Here is a 15,845-nt window from a genome sequence, read left to right on the forward strand (position 1 = left end):
TAATTTCAGCATGCTAAGTTGAACTCTTATTAATTTCACCAGGTACAGATGATGATTAGCCAAAATATAAAAAACAGTGGGGTTATTAAGTCAGGTTTGCGTGCGTCAGGTTTAGCCTTATTTACCCTGTCGGTGTTATTTTCCTTATCCGCTCAGGCGGCACCGAATGGTGAGGTGCCGTCGTTGCAGGGAAAACGCATCGGGATCACCGTGGCCGGGACCGATCACTACTGGGACCTGAAAGCCTATCAGGGTCAGGTGGATGAGGTGAAACGCCTTGGCGGCACGCCAATCGCGCTGGATGGCGGCAGGAAGGAGGCGCAGCAAATCGGCCAGATCCAGACGCTGATCGCGCAAAAGCCGGACGCGATTATCGAAACGCTCGGCACCGCCTCGGTACTGGAACCCTGGCTGAAAAAAATTCGCGCCGCCGGGATCCCCTTATTTACCGTCGATACCGCCAGTCCGTCGAGTATTAACGTTACCACCTCAGATAACTTTTATATTGGCGAGCAGCTGGCGCTGAAAATGGTTAACGATCTGCATGGCGAGGGCAATATTCTGGTATTTAACGGTTTCTATGGCGTGCCAGTGGTTGCCATGCGTTATGACCAGCTCAAAGCCGTTTTGAAATGGTATCCAAAAATTAAAATTATTCAGCCGGAGCTGCGTGATGTGATCCCCAATACGGTGCAGGATGCCTATGCGCAAATTAGCCAGCTGTTAAATAAATACCCGAAAGGCACGGTGCAGGCGATCTGGGCAGCGTGGGATGTGCCGCAAATTGGGGCCACCCAGGCGGTGGATGCAGCCGGGCGCAGCGAGATCAAAACCTACGCCGTTGACGGCAGCCCGGACGTGGTGTCGCTGGTGAAGGATCCGAAATCCAGCGCCGCGTCGGTCGTGGCGCAGCAACCGTACCTGATTGGCCAGACTGCGGTGCAGAACGTCGCACGCTATCTGGCGGGCGATCGTTCTCTGCCGCCAGCCACCTACGTACCGGCGCTGGTGGTGACCAAAGAGAATGCCGCTGAGGTGCAGAAAACGCTGGGACAGAGCGATGCAAAATAGCGCTCCGCTGCTGGCGATGAGCAACATCAGTAAAGCTTTTGCCGGTATCCCGGCGCTGCGTCAGGTGTCGCTGACGCTGGCAGCCGGGGAAATCCATGGCCTGATCGGCCATAACGGTGCGGGCAAATCGACGCTGATCAAAATTCTCGCCGGGCTGCAGCAGGCGGATGACGGGCAGATTGTGCTGGAAGGGCGGGAAACCGCGCTTCCTTCGCCGCAGGCGGCAAAGGCGCTGGGGATTGAAATTGTCCATCAGGAGCGGCTGCTGGCCCCGAGCCTGACGGTGGCGGAAGCGCTGTTACTGGGTGAGGAGCCGCGCTATCGCGGCCTGCCGTTGATCAACCGACGGCTGATGCGCCGCACGGCGGCACAGGCGATAGCGGATCTGTTTGGCATCGCCATTCCTCCCGATCGCCTGATTGCAGATTTAAGCGTGGCGGAGCAGCAGCTGGTGCAGATTACCCGTGCCATGCGCCAGTCGCCGCGCATTCTGGTGTTTGACGAGCCGACCGCCGCGTTAGGGCAACATGAAGTGGCGGCGTTGTTTCGCGCCATTCGCCGCTTGCAGCAACAGGGTCTGGCGATCCTCTATGTCTCGCATTATCTCGATGAAATTACCGCGCTTTGCCAGCAGGTAACCGTGCTGCGCGATGGCCGTAACGTTGCCCATCATCAGGTCAGTCAGATCACCGCCAGCCAGCTGATTGGCGATATGCTCGGCGGCGAACATAAAGCGCTGACCCGCCGGGATGCGCAGCCGCAAACGCATCCGCTGTTGCGGGTTGACAATCTGGCCGCCGCCGGGCGCTTCGAACAGGTCAGCTTTACCGCGTATCGCGGTGAAATCCTTGGTATCACCGGCCTGCTGGGCTCCGGCGGCAAGGCGCTGGTGCGCGCGCTGTTTGGGCTGGAACATGGCCTGAGCGGCGCGCTGACGCTGGATGGCGAGGCCTGGCTGCCGCATTCGCCGCATCAGGCGGTGAAGCATGGCGTGGCCTTTGTGCCGGAAGATCGCCGGGCCAACGGCATTGCGCCGGATCTGAGCGTCAGGGAAAATATCGCGCTGACCAGCCTGTCGGCCTTAACGCAAAAACTGCTGATCGATGGTGGTAAAGAACGCAGCCTGGTGGCGGACAATATCCGCGATCTGGGGATCCGCACGCCCGGCGATCGGGCCGCCGTGCGCCTGCTGTCCGGCGGCAACCAGCAAAAGGTGGTGCTGGCAAAATGGCTGAACACCGGGGCGAAAGTCTATCTGCTGGATGAGCCGACGGTGGGGGTGGATATCGGTGCGAAGGCCGAAATCTACCGCGCGCTGCACCAGCTGGCGGCCAGAGGGGCGCTGGTGATCCTGTTCTCAACCGATTTACTGGAGTTGCAGTCGCTCAGCGATCGCATCCTGGTGATGGCGCGCGGCAAAGTGGTGAAAACCCTGCAGGGCGCGGACACCGATGACCATGAAATCCTCGCCTGGGCCGCTGGCGCACTGTCGGCAGAGACGGGAGCGTTAACATGACCGAACTTTCTTCTGCTGCGTCAGCAACGGCGGTTAGCGGACGCACTGCCTCCGCGCGCGATCGTAAAGGGCCGCTGCTGCAAGTGGGCGCGTTTCTGCTGATTATTGCGGTGCTGGCGGTGTTTGCCTTCCTGTCACCCATTTTCCTCACCTTCGGCAATCTGGGCAACGTCCTGCAGCAAACTGCGGTCACCGGCACGCTGGCCTTTGGCCTGACGCTGGTGCTGAGCGGTGGCGGCAGCCATTCGCTGACCGGCGGCATCGATCTGTCGGTGGCGGCCAATATGGGCCTCAGCGCGGCGGTTTTTGCCACTCAGCTTAGCCAGGGCGCGTCGCTTGAAACCGCCTTGCTGTTGGCATTACTTACCGGCGGCGCGGTCGGGCTGGTCAACGCCATCGCGGTGGTGTGGCTGAAGATTCTGCCGCTGTTGGCCACCCTGACCACCATGAATATCGCCCTCGGGCTGGAGATGGTGGTGACGCAGAATTCAACGGTGCCGGTGAGCGGCCCGCTGTTCGATGCGCTGATTGGCGCAGGGCCGTTATCGCTGCCGTGGCTGGCCTGGGCCTTTGCCATCGTGGCAGGGCTGTTCGCGGTTCTGACCCATCTTTCTCCGTTCGGCCTGCGGCTGCAGGCGGTGGGCAGTCATCCGCTGGCCGCACGGGCCAACGGGCTGTCCGTCACGCGCTACCTTGCCGCCAGCTACGTGCTTTGCGGGCTGGCAGCCGGTCTGGCGGCATTCGGTTCGGTCACGGTGCTCAGCGGCAGTTCGCCGGGCGCCAACGATAACCTGCTGATGGTGATCGCCGCCGTGTTGCTTGGCGTGGTCTTCTCGCGTCGGCTGGTGCCCACCATCCTCGGCACGCTGGTCAGCGTGGTGTTCCTCGGGCTGATCGCCAATGGTTTCCAGCTGATCAACGTCTCCAGCTACTGGATCAACGGCGTGGAAGGCGTGCTGATCCTGCTGGTTGTCTCGCTGACCGCCTTCCTGCGTCAACGCCATCAAAGGAGTAAGGTCCTTGTCTGATATCACTCTGTCGCCGGTCCTGACCCGGCTGCGTGGCAACCTGCTGCGGGTCAGCGTGTTGATCTGTTTTGCGGCGCTGCTGATCTTCTTTAGCTGCTTCGCGCCGGGATTCTTCAGCCTCAATAATCTGCAAAGCGTGCTGCTGAATAATGTCGCGCCGCTGGCGATTGCCGCGCTGGCGATGACCGTGGTGGCCTCGATGGGGGCCATTGACCTGTCGATCGGTACCGCCATCGATTTTGCCTGCCTGGTGCTGGTGACGCTGATGCTGCATCAGGTCGGCCTGCCGCTGGCGCTGGGTGCCGCGTTACTGGCGGCGCTGTGCGTCGGGCTGTTCAACGCCTTTCTGGTGGCGGTGCTCGGCGTGGAGCCGTTTCTGGCCACGCTCGGCACGCTGTTTATCGGCCAGAGCGTGCAACAGCTCTCGTCGGGCGGCGGCCAGCCGGTCTATTTACTCAGCCAGGTGCTGCCGCCAGGCTTCTCCGCCATCAGCCACGGTTCGCTGGCGGGGATCCCGCTGCCGCTGTGGTACGTGCTGGTGATTGCCGTGGTGCTGCATATCCTGCTGCAACGCACCCGCTTTGGTCGCGCGCTGACCTTTACCGGCGTGCAGATTTGCGTCGCCCGCTACTCGGGCATCGCCGTGGGCCGCACGCTGGCAGTGGGATTTGTGCTCAGTGCGGTGGTGGCGGGCGTGGTGGGGCTGATGCTGGCCGCCAACGTTAAGGCCTGGGTGCCGATGTCGGGCAATGCCTACCTGCTGAACGCCATCGGCGCGGCCTTTATCGGCAGCACCTTTTCGGCTCAACAGCGGCCCAACGTCGCGGGGACCTTGCTGGGCGTGGTGTTGCTGAGCTTTGTCGCCAACGGGCTGTTGCTGATTGGCTGGAACTTTTACTGGCAGCAGGTCGCCACCGGCGTGCTGATTTTTCTGGTGCTGGCCGCCGGTGCGCTGAAAGGCCGGCAACGCGCCTGAATAAGGAACAATGATGACTGACAAGACGCCGCAACCCTTTATCCTGTTCGGCTTTATGATGAACGTGGTCGGGCATATTTCCGCCGGATTATGGCGCCATCCCGAGGACAGCGCCGATCGCTATAAGGATATCCGCTACTGGGTGGAGATCGCCCGCTTGCTGGATGATGCGGGCTTTGACGCGCTGTTCCTCGCCGATGCGTTGGGCCAGCTGGATGTCTACCAGGGCAACGCTGACAGTGCCTTGCGACTGGCGGCGCAGATGCCGGTGAACGATCCGCTGCTGTTGGTTTCGGCGATGGCGGCCGCCACCCGCGATCTGAGTTTTGGGGTGACGGTGTCGACCACCTATGAACACCCCTATCTGCTGGCACGAAAATTCACCACCCTCGATCACCTGACCAACGGCCGGATTGGCTGGAATATCGTCACTTCAATGCTGGATTCAGCGGCTCGCAACCTCGGACTGACCCGGCAAATTTCCCATGACGAACGCTACGATCGCGCGGAAGAGTTTCTGCAGGTCACCGGCAAGTTATGGGAAGGGTCCTGGGAAGACGACGCGGTGCGGAATAACAAACGGCAGGGGGTGTATACCGACCCGCGCAAGGTGCATCCGATCGCGCACCAGGGCCGCTATTATCAGGTGCCGGATGCGCACCTCAGCGAGCCCAGTCCACAACGCACGCCGGTGCTGCTGCAAGCGGGCACCTCATCGCGCGGCAGCCACTTTGCTGCGAAACATGCCGAAGTCATTTTTATGGCCGGGCTGACCGCCGAGGCGATCCGCAACGATATTGCGCTTATCCGCACGCTGGCGGCGGAGTACGGGCGCGATCCCGCCTCGCTGCGCTTTATTGCGGCGGTCACCGTGGTCACCGGGGAAAACGATGCGCAGGCCCAGGCGCGCTATGAGGATTTCCAGCACTACATCAGTGAAGAGGCGGCGCTGGCGCTGTTCTCCGCCTGGACCGGCGTTGACTGGTCGGCGTTCGATTTGGATCGCCCGCTGGAGTATATCGAAACCGATGCCTGCCGTTCGGCGCTGGCCAGCCTGACCCGGATTGACGCAGGCCGACAGTGGACGCTGCGGGAAGCAGCAGGTTATATCGCCATTGGTGGCCTGCATCCGACGCTGGTTGGCGGCGCGGCCACCATCGCCGATCGGCTTGAGCAGTTTGCGGCTGAATCCGGCGTCGATGGTTTTAATATCGGTTATGCCATCAGTCCCGGCAGCTTTGAAGATTTCGTCCACTATGTGGTGCCTGAACTCGCGGCGCGCGGCAGGATCGCCGCCAGACCGGCCACGCCCTTAACGCTGCGTGAGCGGTTACAGGGCGAAGGGCAATCAAGGCTGCCGGACGATCATCCCATCAGCCAGTACCGTCATAACCGCTCTGAACCCGGCTAACCCTGCTTTCCTGTGCCAGGCTTACAAGCGATGCATAGCATAAGACATCGCCTGAGACCTTAAGGAGAACCAATGAAAAAGATGCTGGCACTGGCCGCATTACTGGCTTTTAGCAGCCACACGATGGCCGCAGAGGGCGGATATAAAACCGGCGAAGCGCCACCGCCACCGCAGCAGAAAGATGCGGGTAAAAAAGGCACCGAAGATACCGCCGAAAGCACGGTCGCCTCACTGGCGGATCAACGATTAAATGCCTGGGTGACGCTGGAAGGATTTTTGATTAAGAAAACCGGGGCGGAAACCTTCGATTTCCGCGATGACAGCGGCACGATCCGCGTCACCGTGCCGCAAAGCGCCTGGAAAGGTAAAGAGTACAGCGCCAAAGATCTGGTCCGCCTGAGCGGCTATGTGAAAGGTCAGGGCAAATCCCGCCATGTCCAGGCGCAACAGATCAAAGCGCCGTAAGTTCACTATTTCACAGCTCCTGCCGGACAGGGGCTTTTTTCCGTTTCCTCACGCCGCTTGAAAACCATAATTAGCCTGAAGCTCGAACCATCCCCTTTTATTACCCGTGTGCCATTTAACTGGCCATGAAAACCCCACCCCAAATACAGCAAACCGCATTGCTTAATCTGTTTCAGGCAAAGCTTTGCCGAAAATAAAATAACCGAATTTTGCCGTGTTAATTACGTCAACTTCAATCTGCTTGCGAGGTAAATGGCGTATTGCCATTTTATCACTACATATTTCACTTTTTGTTGTTTTACCTGTTCGCATTGCCACGCCACACTCAGTGGCAATTAGACGTGAAAAGGAATGGGTGAATGGCATATCGACTGAGTCTGTTAGATAAATCACCGGTTGCACCGGGTGAAACGCCGGGCGCAGCCCTGCAGCGCACGCTGCAACTGGCTCAGCAGGCGGAAGCCTGGGGCTTTCATCGTTTCTGGCTGGCTGAACACCATAATACCCGTCATCTGGCTGGGCCTTCGCCAGAAGTATTAATTGCGGGGATTATCGCCCAGACCCGACATATTCGCGTCGGCTCTGGCGGCGTGATGTTGCAGCATTACAGCCCGTATAAAGTTGCCGAGAATTTTAATTTACTCGCCTCACTGGCGCCCGGTCGAATTGATCTTGGCGTCGGTAAAGCGCCCGGTGGATTACCCCTTTCGACCCATGCATTACAGCAAGGCGTTCATGCTGACGAAAAGGGCAGCTTTGCCGAACAGTTGAGCTTACTGGATAACTGGTTGCAAACCCCATCGCCGGGTGATGAAGCCGATGAGGAAACGCTGAATGCCACGCCGCTGCCGTTAAAACCGGTGTCCCGCTTTTTGTTGGGGGCCAGTGAAGAGAGTGCGCGGCTGGCGGCTGAGCTGAACTGGCAGTTTGTCTTCGCGGCGCATATCAACGGCGACAGAAAGCAGCTGGAAAACGCGTTAAACACCTATGCACGCTTAAGCCAGGGACAGAAAGCGCTGGTGGCGGTGCAGGTGGTGGCGGCGGACTCGCCGGCGCAGGCCGAGCTGCTGGTCTCCGGCATGAAGCAGTTCCACGTGCAGGTCAAAAACGGTCCCGGCGTTAATGTTGCCAGCCTTGAACAGGCGGAACGCTATATACGACAGGGCGGCTTTACCGATTACCTGATCGAACCGCGCACACCATCGCTGCTGAAAGGCACCGCCGCGCAGGTTCATGCGCAGTTTGAAGCGCTCCATCAGAACTTTGGCATTGATGAATTCATCATCGATACACCGATCGTCGATGCCGCAGCGCGACGAAACTCGCTGGAACTGCTGGCGACCCATCATCTGATCGCGGCCTGAAACGTGCAGCGGAGGTTTACCTTGAAGCCAAATGAAGCACAGCTGATTGAATGGCGTCGCGAATTGCACACCTGGCCGGAGCTGTCCGGCAAAGAGTTTGCCACCACCCGACGCCTGCGTGAATGGTTGCAGAATGCCGGCATCAGGCTGCTGGAAACGGCGCTGGAAACCGGCGTTGTGGCGGAAATCGGTGAGGGTGAACCGCTGATTGCGCTGCGTGCGGACATCGATGCGTTACCGATTTTTGAAACCAGCGGCGTGCGTTTTCACTCGCGGGAAGCGGGCGTGATGCATGCCTGCGGTCATGACCTGCACAGCGCGGTGATGCTCGGTGCCGCGCTGGAGCTGAAGGCCAATGAAGCGCAGCTGAAAGGCCGGGTACGCATCCTGTTTCAACCGGCGGAAGAGATCGCCGTCGGGGCAAAGCAACTGATCGCTGCCGGGCTGCTCGACGGCGTGCAGGCGATTTTCGGCATGCATAACGAGCCGGGCCTGCCGGTAGGCACCTTTGCCACCCGCAGCGGCGCGTTTTATGCCAATGCCGACAAATTTATTATTCGGGTGACCGGCAAAGGCGCGCACGCCGCCCATCCCGAACAGGGGGTTGATGCGATTGTCGTCGCCAGCCAGATTATTCAGGGGCTGCAAGGGCTGACCAGCCGCAGCTTTAATACCCTCGACAGCCTGGTGCTGAGCATTACCCGCATTGACGGCGGAAAGACCTGGAACGTGCTGCCAGCGGGCGTCGAATTTGGTGGCACCGCACGGACCCACGATCTGCAGGTGCGCGCAGAGCTGGAAGCCCGCGTGCGCCAGCTGGTGGAAAGCTACGCGCTGGCCAGCGGCGCTGAAGCCACCCTGAGCTGGCATGCCGGCCCGCCGGTGCTGGTGAACGATGCGGACTGGGCGCAGTTCAGCGGGGAAGTCGCTGAGCAGGCCGGTTACCGGGTGCTGAATGCCGATCTGCATCTGGGGGGCGAAGACTTCGCCTTCTATCTGCAACAGGTGCCAGGCGCTTTTGTCAGCATCGGCAGCGCCAGCGAATATGGCCTGCATCACGGCAGCTTCAACCCTGACGAGGCGTCTATCGCCCCGGCCTCACACTATTTCGCGCTACTGGCGCAGCAGGCGTTGCAACAGCTTAACGCCCGATGTTGTACGCCCCTGACCGAAACGCACTAAATCCCCGATTAACGCCTTAGCGGGAGGATCACCTTCCTCCCGTCCGGCACCGCTATCGCTAAAAAAGAGAGAACATCATGACCCGTAGACAGCTTCGACTGGGCACTATTCTGCACGGCGCATCTGGCAATATGTCCGCATGGCGCCATCCGGCGGCGCAGGCAGATGCCAGCATCAACATTGATTACGCCAAAAATATCGCCCGTAAAGCCGAGCAGGGCAAGCTGGACTTCCTGTTTGTCGCCGACGGTCTGTTTATCAACGAGAAGTCGATCCCGCACTTCCTCAATCGCTTCGAGCCGTTAACGCTGTTGTCCGCACTGGCGGGCGCCACCGAGCATCTGGGGCTGGTGGGAACGGTTTCCACCTCTTACAGCGAACCCTTTACCGTCGCCCGGCAGTTTGCCAGCCTCGATCACCTGAGCGGCGGGCGCGCCGGCTGGAACGTGGTCACTTCGCCGCTGGAAGGCTCGGCAAAAAACTTCTCGCGCCAGCAGCACCCGGAACACGCGCTGCGCTACCGCATTGCGGATGAATATCTGCAGGTGGTGAAAGGGCTGTGGGATTCCTGGGAAGAGGGCGCGTTTGTGCGCAATAAGGAGAGCGGTCAGTTCTTCGATCCGCAGAAACTGCACACGCCAAATCACCACGGCGATTTCTTCCAGGTGCAGGGCCCGCTGAACATTGAGCGCACGCCGCAGGGCCGTCCGGTGATCTTCCAGGCCGGCGCGTCTGAAGATGGTCGCAAGCTGGCCGCCCGCCATGCTGATGCCATCTTTACCCATCAACCGACCCGTGAAGAAGCGCAGGCTTTTTACCGCGATGTGAAAAATCAGGTGGTGCAGAACGGCCGTCAGGCGGATGAGCTGCATATCTTCCAGGGCGTCAGCGTGATTGTCGGTAACGATGCGCAGGACGTTGAGGATCAGTATCAGGCCACCGCCGCGCTGGTGTCGATCAAAGATGCGCTGAACTATCTCGGTCGTTTCTTCGACCATCATGACTTCTCGCAATACCCGCTGGATGAGCCGTTCCCGGAGCTGGGCGAGATTGGCCAGAACAGCTTCCGCAGCACCACCGATGAGATCAAACAGAAAGCCCGTCAGCACGGCCACACCCTGCGTCAGGCCGCGCTGGAATCGGCCACGCCGCGTCCACTGTTCCACGGCACGCCGGAGCAGGTCGCCGACGGTTTACAACTGTGGTTCGACAGCGAAGCGGCCGATGGCTTCATCATCAATGGCGGAACGCCGGATACCTTTGAGCGCTTTGTCGATCGCGTGGTGCCGATCCTGCAGGCAAGAGGCTTGTCACGCAGCGAGTATCCCGGCAAAACCCTGCGCGACAGCTTTGCCCTGAAAAATCCCCTTAATCAGTTCGCTAAATAATAAGAGCCTGAACAATGCAGAAAACTCATACCCTTATCGCGTTACTGTTACTGGCCGCCAGCGGCAGCAGCCTTGCAGATACCACCAACGTGGCGGTTAACGGTCAGCGCGTCAGTCTTGAAGCCAATAAAACCCCGGTCAATACCGAAAAAAATCCGCAGGCGGTCTCGGCATTACCGGCCGGATTCCGCCCGGCGGTTCCCGGCTCCTTTACCGTGGCGGTGGCAGCACTGAATTCGCCGCCGCTGACGGTGTTCTCCGATGACAACAAAACCCTGCCCGGCAGCGAAGTGGATATCGCCCGTCTGGTGGCCGACAGCCTCGGCCTGAAGCTCAACGTGGTGCCAACTTCCTGGGAAGACTGGCCGCTGGGCGTGGCTTCCGGCAAATATGATGCGGCGATCACCAATATTACCGTCACCAAAGAGCGCAAAGAGAAGTTTGATTTCGCCACCTACCGTAAAGACTCGCTGGGCTTCTATGTCAAAACCAGCAGCCCGATTAAATCGCTGAGCAAAGCGGAAGACATCGCTGGCCTGCGCATCATCGTCGGTTCCGGCACCAACCAGGAAGCGATTCTGCTGGCCTGGGATAAAGAGAACCAGGCGAAAGGGCTGAAGCCGTTTACCCCGGTCTATTCCAAAGATGATGCCGCCCAGACGCTGGCGCTGCAGTCCGGCCGCGCGGATGCCTATTTTGGCCCGAACGTGATTGGTGCCTGGAAAGCGGCGCTGACCGGTAAAACCCGACTGGTCGGCAGCGTCGATGGTGGCTGGCCAAAGGCGGCGCATATCGCGGTGACGCTGAAAAAAGGCAGCGGCCTGGTCGATCCGGTGAATATCGCCCTGAATGGCGTGATGAAGAACGGCGACTACCAAAAGGTGCTGAATCGCTGGGGAGAAGGGGTTGAAGCCATCGACCATTCCGAAATCAACCCACCCGGATTAGGCGACTAAGGAGCCCGCAATGAGCCACAGACAATTCCGCGATGTCTCGCCGGAGGCGCCCGAACTGCAACCGATCCTCACCGGGTTGTTTGGCGAGTATGCCGCGCGCTACGGCGATTACTTTAGCAGTCTGAAAGAGGTGGAGCTGACCGAATGGTATCTGCCGCCGCAGGGGCTGTTTATCGTGCTGGAGAGTGATGGCGAGATCATCGCAATGGGCGCGTATAAGCCGTATGACGCGCAGACGGCAGAGCTGAAGCGCATCTGGACGCGCAGCGATCTGCGTCGTCAGGGGCTGGCGCTGATTGTGGTCAAAGAGCTGGAGCGCCGGGCGATCCTCGCCGGCTACAGACGCTTTTTCCTCACCACCGGATTCCGTCAGCCCGAAGCCGTGCGGCTGTACAGCGGCCATGGCTACGTGCCGCAGTTCGATCTGAGTGGCGACCTGGAGCGTTACAGCCAGCCGCCGCATGACGGTCGCCTGCGTTTTATTAAAGTGGTCGATGCTGACCGCATCGCCCAGGCCAGTTAAGGAGTGAGCATGGAAAAGCAGCTGGAAGTGGTACCGGCCCGGTACCCAGGGCGCATCATCGGGGCGGTGGTCGCCCTGTTTATTCTTGCCGGTGTGGTGCAGTCGGTGGCCTTTAACCCGCGCTGGGAATGGGGCGTGTTTGCCCGCTGGTTCTTCGATCCGGTTATCCTGCACGGGTTGGGGCAAACGCTGCTGCTGACCCTGTTAGGCACGGTGTTCAGCCTGGCGTTCGGCGGACTGCTGGCACTGGCCAGGCTCTCTTCCTCCTGGTTGCTGAGCAGCCTGGCCTGGGGCTATATCTGGCTGTTCCGTTCGCTGCCGCTGATTGTGGTGCTGATCATTCTGTATAACTTCTCGTACCTGTACGAAACCCTGTCGGTCGGCGTGCCCTTTACCAGCCTGTCGTGGGGCCATTTCCAGACCATTAACGTGCTCGGTCAGTTCCCGGCCGCGATTATTGGCCTGACGCTGGTGCAGGCGGCGTACAGCGCCGAAATCATTCGCGGCGGTTTCCTCGGGGTGGATTTTGGTCAGCACGAAGCGGCGTCGGCGCTCGGCTTATCGGCCTTCCGCCGTACCTTCCGCATCATTTTGCCGCAGGCGTTACGCGCCATTATTCCGACCGCCTTTAATGAAATCATCAGCCTGGCGAAGGGCACCGCGATGGTGTACGTGCTGGCGATGCCGGAACTGTTCTACACCATTCAGATGATTTACAACCGCAATCAGGAAGTGATCCCGCTGTTGATGGTGGGTGCGGCCTGGTATCTGATTATCACCACCGTGCTGTCCGTGATCCAACATAACGTGGAAAGCTGGCTGGCACGCAGCGTCACCCGCGAACCTAAACCTTCACGCTGGCGTCAATGGCGTACCCTCGTCACGCCTGTTACCCCGTCAGAGGAGATCGTTCATGTCAGAAGCCATTGATTACCGCAACGTCAATGCCACCGGTGCCATCAGCATTACCGGCGTCAGCAAAAGCTTTGGCCAGCATAAGGCGTTGAACGACGTCTCGCTGGAACTGGAACCCGGTTCGGTCACGGTGATCCTCGGCCCGTCGGGCTCCGGGAAATCCACCCTGCTACGCTCGATTAACCATCTGGAGCGGGTCGACGAGGGCTTTATCCGCATTGATGGCGACTACATTGGCTATCAGCAGCGGGGAGACAAGCTGTATGAACTGAAGGAGAAGGCGATCCTGCGGCAGCGCATCAACGTCGGCTACGTGTTCCAGAACTTCAATCTGTTTCCCCATCTGAGCGTGATGGAGAACCTGATTGAAGCACCGATCGCCCATCGTCAGCTGTCAAAACGCGATGCGATTATTCGCGCCGGTGAGCTGCTGGATATTGTTGGCCTGCGTCACAAGGCCGATGCCTGGCCGCGCCATCTTTCCGGCGGTCAGCAGCAGCGCGTCGCCATTGCGCGGGCGCTGATGCTGAATCCGCGGGTGATGCTGTTTGACGAGCCGACCTCCGCGCTGGATCCGGAGCTGGTCAGCGAAGTGCTGGACGTGATCAAGAAGCTGGCACGGTCCGGCACCACGCTGGTGATCGTTACCCATGAGATCGGCTTCGCCCGTGAAGTGGCGGACCATGTGGTGTTTATGGACGAGGGCAAAATCATCGAGCAGGGCAGCAGCACCCAGGTGTTGAACAATGCCCGTCATGAACGAACGCGGCGTTTCCTCGCCCGTGTGCTGTAAGGAAGGGACATGATGATCAAAGCAAACCCATTATGGCAATGCAGTCTGCTTGCCGCTTCGCTGACCAGCGTGATCTGGCTCAGCAGCGTTACCGCCACGGCGGCAGAAAAACTGGACGTGTTGAAGAACGAAACGCCAATTAATGCGCCGGCGAACCCGGACGCGATCGGCAAGATCCCGGCGGGATTTCATTTTATCGAACCGGGATATCTGACGGTGGCGACCTCAGCCACCAATTCGCCGCCGCTGGCGTTGCTGGCGTCGGACAATAAAACCCGCATTGGCAGCGATCCGGATATCGCCCGCTTATTAGCCGACAGTCTGGGCTTAAAGCTGCGACTGGTGCCGGCTTCGTGGGAGGACTGGCCGTTAGGGATAGCGGCCGGGCGTTATGATGTGGCGATGTTTAATATTGCGGTCACCGAGGAGCGCAAAAAGAAGTTCGATTTTGCCACCTATCGCTCGGATAACCATGCGTTTTCGGTGAAGGCCAACAGCCCGATCGCCGTCATTAATTCGCCGAAGGATGTCGCCGGTAAGAAGATTATCGTCGCTTCTGGCACCAATCAGGAACGCATCCTGTTGAGTTGGGACCAGCAGAACCGGGAAAAAGGGCTGGCGCCGGTTGAGCCGATTTATCTGACCGATGATGCCTCGGCGACGCTGTCGCTGCTATCCGGCCGCGCGGATGCGATGTTTGGTCCACACTCTATCGCCGCCTGGAAAGTGGCATCTCGTGGGCAAACCAAACTGGTGGGCAACGGCCCATTCCGCGCCTGGGTGGCCGTCACCACCAAAAAGGGCAACGGCCTGGCTCCGGCCTTACAAACCGCGCTGGATGGCACCATTGCCGGCGGGCAGTATCAACAGGTGCTGCAACGCTGGGGCGAGCAGGATGAAGCGATTGCTCATTCCACGGTGAATCCGCAGGGGATTGTTTATTAGGAATATTGGTTTTTTGGATAGGTATAGGGTTAGTTTATTGACAGTATAGGTGTTTAACCCTATATTTTCGCATGGCGCTGGGATGGCGCTGGGATGGCGTTTTAAGGATGTTAAGCTAACAAGGATGTTTTATGGTTCAGATCTATTGGACAGGTAAAGCAGCGAAAGACCTGCGAAAACTACCAGCGAGAGACCAGGAAGCTGTGCGCAGCAAGGTTAATTCTCTGGGTGATTTCCCCATTATCGGCAATCTTGATTTCAAAAAGCTTACCGATATGAAAAACCAGTTTCGCCTCAGAGCTGGAAATTATCGTGTCCTCATAGAGTTACATGGTGGAACCCCAGTAGTGATTGAAATTCTGCACGTTCTTCGCCGAAACAACTCGACCTACTAAGCAAACTGGGCGATCCGTCTGGCTTTTCACCTTAGCTTATGATTTTTGGGCTAAGACGCCAAAACAAGCAGCATAATGATAATTTTATAACTCTCTGAATTAGGAAGGATTAATGGCATGGCGATTCAATATATCACCAACAGTAAAGGTGAAAAACTTTCGGCTATTGTGCCTATGGATTTGTTTAAAAAGTTAATTTTTAACAGCGAGTTAGATGAGCTTTATGAATACCTTGAAACCGAAAGGGGCCCCAGCGATAACGTTAAATACCCCAATGAGGTGATAAACATATTCTCATCGAAAAACTGCACCATGCAGGCTGCCTGGCGACTCTACAGAGGCATGACGCAAAAGCAAGTTGCTGAAAAATTAGGAATCACTCAAGCAACTGTTTCAGAGTTTGAAAAGTCAGAAAAACCCAGAAAAGATAATTTAGAAAGGCTTGCCCAACTCTATAAGTGTGATCCCGAACAGTTGACGTTAGAATAAATTTAACCCCGCATAAGCGGGGTTTTTTGTAGATAAATTAAGGCGATAGAAACAGGGTGGCAACCTGTTTCACTGATGATATGTCGGCGAACAGGTCGCGGCTTTTATAAGGTCAGATAAGTGAGCGCCTGGCATATCTGTCCACCGCATAACGGATGCAGATATCCTTATTTCCGTTCAATGCTGGGATCCGGTAAATCTGGTGTCACAGAACGAATAATCCTTTAGGAGATGATGATGAGCAACTGGTTAACTCGCCTGTTTGGGCAGATCGCTAACGGGCAAACCGATGAAATGGCCAATCACAATCCGATCTCAGAACGCGTGTTTGAGTCGATTATTCCTATCGCCGGTATGTATGGCCTGGATTTTGGCAATTTCGATCCGAGATGGTTTGCTAACGCTGAATCGCAGTAACCACGCAAGTG

At 58.2% G+C, this 15,845-nt stretch carries 18 protein-coding genes; 17 read left to right on the forward strand and 1 reads right to left on the reverse strand.

The features are described 5' to 3' along the window. Positions 1-48 precede the first annotated feature (48 nt). The 6 genes from E2F51_RS17640 to E2F51_RS17665 all read left to right on the forward strand — a co-directional run bounded on the left by E2F51_RS17640 (position 49) and on the right by E2F51_RS17665 (position 6,467). Positions 49-1,071, forward strand: coding sequence for a sugar ABC transporter substrate-binding protein (locus E2F51_RS17640; RefSeq protein WP_134824087.1), 1,023 nt, complete (start codon positions 49-51; stop codon positions 1,069-1,071). Next, on the forward strand, positions 1,061-2,587 hold the full coding sequence (locus E2F51_RS17645; RefSeq protein WP_134824088.1) for a sugar ABC transporter ATP-binding protein: 1,527 nt from the start codon (positions 1,061-1,063) through the stop codon (positions 2,585-2,587). The genes E2F51_RS17640 and E2F51_RS17645 overlap by 11 nt, the downstream gene beginning before the upstream one ends. Beyond that, positions 2,584-3,615: an ABC transporter permease gene (locus E2F51_RS17650; protein WP_134824089.1), complete on the forward strand. Its 1,032-nt coding sequence runs from the start codon at positions 2,584-2,586 to the stop codon at positions 3,613-3,615. Before E2F51_RS17645 ends, E2F51_RS17650 begins: the two co-directional genes overlap by 4 nt. After that, the gene (locus E2F51_RS17655; RefSeq protein WP_134824090.1) at positions 3,608-4,591 is read left to right on the forward strand and encodes an ABC transporter permease; all 984 of its coding nucleotides are present in this window, start codon (positions 3,608-3,610) and stop codon (positions 4,589-4,591) included. The genes E2F51_RS17650 and E2F51_RS17655 overlap by 8 nt, the downstream gene beginning before the upstream one ends. A 13-nt stretch (positions 4,592-4,604) precedes the next feature. Continuing rightward, positions 4,605-6,002: an LLM class flavin-dependent oxidoreductase gene (locus E2F51_RS17660; protein WP_013202104.1), complete on the forward strand. Its 1,398-nt coding sequence runs from the start codon at positions 4,605-4,607 to the stop codon at positions 6,000-6,002. Positions 6,003-6,074: 72 nt separating this feature from the next. Then, positions 6,075-6,467 carry a YgiW/YdeI family stress tolerance OB fold protein gene (locus tag E2F51_RS17665; protein ID WP_013202105.1) on the forward strand — a complete coding sequence of 131 codons (393 nt, stop codon included), beginning with the start codon at positions 6,075-6,077 and terminating at the stop codon, positions 6,465-6,467. 162 nt (positions 6,468-6,629) lie between these two features. Here E2F51_RS17665 and E2F51_RS23875 read toward each other — a convergent pair whose 3' ends face one another. Further along, positions 6,630-6,785: a hypothetical protein gene (locus tag E2F51_RS23875; protein WP_157868017.1), complete on the reverse strand. Its 156-nt coding sequence runs from the start codon at positions 6,783-6,785 to the stop codon at positions 6,630-6,632. 41 nt (positions 6,786-6,826) lie between these two features. On the opposite strand from E2F51_RS23875, the gene E2F51_RS17670 reads away from it, so the two are divergent. From E2F51_RS17670 to E2F51_RS17720, 11 genes are all read left to right on the forward strand, one after another. Next, positions 6,827-7,831, forward strand: coding sequence for an MsnO8 family LLM class oxidoreductase (locus tag E2F51_RS17670; RefSeq protein WP_134824091.1), 1,005 nt, complete (start codon positions 6,827-6,829; stop codon positions 7,829-7,831). A gap of 21 nt (positions 7,832-7,852) precedes the next feature. Further along, complete coding sequence (locus E2F51_RS17675; protein WP_134824092.1) at positions 7,853-9,013, forward strand: amidohydrolase; 1,161 nt, start codon at positions 7,853-7,855, stop codon at positions 9,011-9,013. Between the two features lie 77 nt (positions 9,014-9,090). After that, positions 9,091-10,401: an LLM class flavin-dependent oxidoreductase gene (locus tag E2F51_RS17680; RefSeq protein WP_134824093.1), complete on the forward strand. Its 1,311-nt coding sequence runs from the start codon at positions 9,091-9,093 to the stop codon at positions 10,399-10,401. A gap of 14 nt (positions 10,402-10,415) precedes the next feature. Continuing rightward, a complete protein-coding gene (locus E2F51_RS17685; protein ID WP_134824094.1) occupies positions 10,416-11,357 on the forward strand; it encodes an ABC transporter substrate-binding protein in 942 nt (313 codons plus the stop codon). A gap of 10 nt (positions 11,358-11,367) precedes the next feature. Next, positions 11,368-11,880, forward strand: coding sequence for a GNAT family N-acetyltransferase (locus E2F51_RS17690; RefSeq protein WP_134824095.1), 513 nt, complete (start codon positions 11,368-11,370; stop codon positions 11,878-11,880). A gap of 9 nt (positions 11,881-11,889) precedes the next feature. After that, positions 11,890-12,810, forward strand: a complete 921-nt coding sequence (locus E2F51_RS17695; RefSeq protein WP_371732136.1) for an amino acid ABC transporter permease — start codon at positions 11,890-11,892, stop codon at positions 12,808-12,810. Beyond that, positions 12,794-13,588, forward strand: coding sequence for an amino acid ABC transporter ATP-binding protein (locus E2F51_RS17700; RefSeq protein WP_134824097.1), 795 nt, complete (start codon positions 12,794-12,796; stop codon positions 13,586-13,588). Before E2F51_RS17695 ends, E2F51_RS17700 begins: the two co-directional genes overlap by 17 nt. Positions 13,589-13,597: 9 nt before the next feature. After that, positions 13,598-14,533: an ABC transporter substrate-binding protein gene (locus E2F51_RS17705; RefSeq protein ID WP_371732137.1), complete on the forward strand. Its 936-nt coding sequence runs from the start codon at positions 13,598-13,600 to the stop codon at positions 14,531-14,533. A 131-nt stretch (positions 14,534-14,664) separates the two neighbouring features. After that, positions 14,665-14,928 (forward strand): type II toxin-antitoxin system RelE/ParE family toxin, encoded by a 264-nt coding sequence (locus E2F51_RS17710; RefSeq protein ID WP_134824098.1) that lies wholly within the window; start codon positions 14,665-14,667, stop codon positions 14,926-14,928. A gap of 117 nt (positions 14,929-15,045) precedes the next feature. Next, positions 15,046-15,417: a helix-turn-helix domain-containing protein gene (locus E2F51_RS17715; protein WP_013202115.1), complete on the forward strand. Its 372-nt coding sequence runs from the start codon at positions 15,046-15,048 to the stop codon at positions 15,415-15,417. A 237-nt stretch (positions 15,418-15,654) separates the two neighbouring features. Continuing rightward, the gene (locus tag E2F51_RS17720) at positions 15,655-15,834 is read left to right on the forward strand and encodes a hypothetical protein (protein WP_134824099.1); all 180 of its coding nucleotides are present in this window, start codon (positions 15,655-15,657) and stop codon (positions 15,832-15,834) included. Positions 15,835-15,845: the final 11 nt, after the last annotated feature.

Source organism: Erwinia sp. QL-Z3, from assembly GCF_004551645.1.
Lineage (GTDB): Bacteria > Pseudomonadota > Gammaproteobacteria > Enterobacterales > Enterobacteriaceae > Erwinia > Erwinia billingiae.

Excerpts from the sequence above, each read along its gene's own strand:
- E2F51_RS17650 (WP_134824089.1), top strand. The coding sequence starts at position 2,584 with ATGACCGAACTTTCTTCTGCTGCGTCAGCAACGGCGGTTAGCGGACGC.
- E2F51_RS17695 (WP_371732136.1), top strand. The coding sequence starts at position 11,890 with ATGGAAAAGCAGCTGGAAGTGGTACCGGCCCGGTACCCAGGGCGCATC.
- E2F51_RS17685 (WP_134824094.1), top strand. The coding sequence starts at position 10,416 with ATGCAGAAAACTCATACCCTTATCGCGTTACTGTTACTGGCCGCCAGC.
- E2F51_RS17645 (WP_134824088.1), top strand. The coding sequence starts at position 1,061 with ATGCAAAATAGCGCTCCGCTGCTGGCGATGAGCAACATCAGTAAAGCT.
- E2F51_RS17700 (WP_134824097.1), top strand. The coding sequence starts at position 12,794 with ATGTCAGAAGCCATTGATTACCGCAACGTCAATGCCACCGGTGCCATC.
- E2F51_RS17665 (WP_013202105.1), top strand. The coding sequence starts at position 6,075 with ATGAAAAAGATGCTGGCACTGGCCGCATTACTGGCTTTTAGCAGCCAC.
- E2F51_RS17720 (WP_134824099.1), top strand. The coding sequence starts at position 15,655 with ATGAGCAACTGGTTAACTCGCCTGTTTGGGCAGATCGCTAACGGGCAA.
- E2F51_RS17660 (WP_013202104.1), top strand. The coding sequence starts at position 4,605 with ATGACTGACAAGACGCCGCAACCCTTTATCCTGTTCGGCTTTATGATG.
- E2F51_RS17710 (WP_134824098.1), top strand. The coding sequence starts at position 14,665 with ATGGTTCAGATCTATTGGACAGGTAAAGCAGCGAAAGACCTGCGAAAA.
- E2F51_RS17640 (WP_134824087.1), top strand. The coding sequence starts at position 49 with ATGATGATTAGCCAAAATATAAAAAACAGTGGGGTTATTAAGTCAGGT.
- E2F51_RS17670 (WP_134824091.1), top strand. The coding sequence starts at position 6,827 with ATGGCATATCGACTGAGTCTGTTAGATAAATCACCGGTTGCACCGGGT.
- E2F51_RS17680 (WP_134824093.1), top strand. The coding sequence starts at position 9,091 with ATGACCCGTAGACAGCTTCGACTGGGCACTATTCTGCACGGCGCATCT.
- E2F51_RS17715 (WP_013202115.1), top strand. The coding sequence starts at position 15,046 with ATGGCGATTCAATATATCACCAACAGTAAAGGTGAAAAACTTTCGGCT.
- E2F51_RS17705 (WP_371732137.1), top strand. The coding sequence starts at position 13,598 with ATGATGATCAAAGCAAACCCATTATGGCAATGCAGTCTGCTTGCCGCT.
- E2F51_RS17690 (WP_134824095.1), top strand. The coding sequence starts at position 11,368 with ATGAGCCACAGACAATTCCGCGATGTCTCGCCGGAGGCGCCCGAACTG.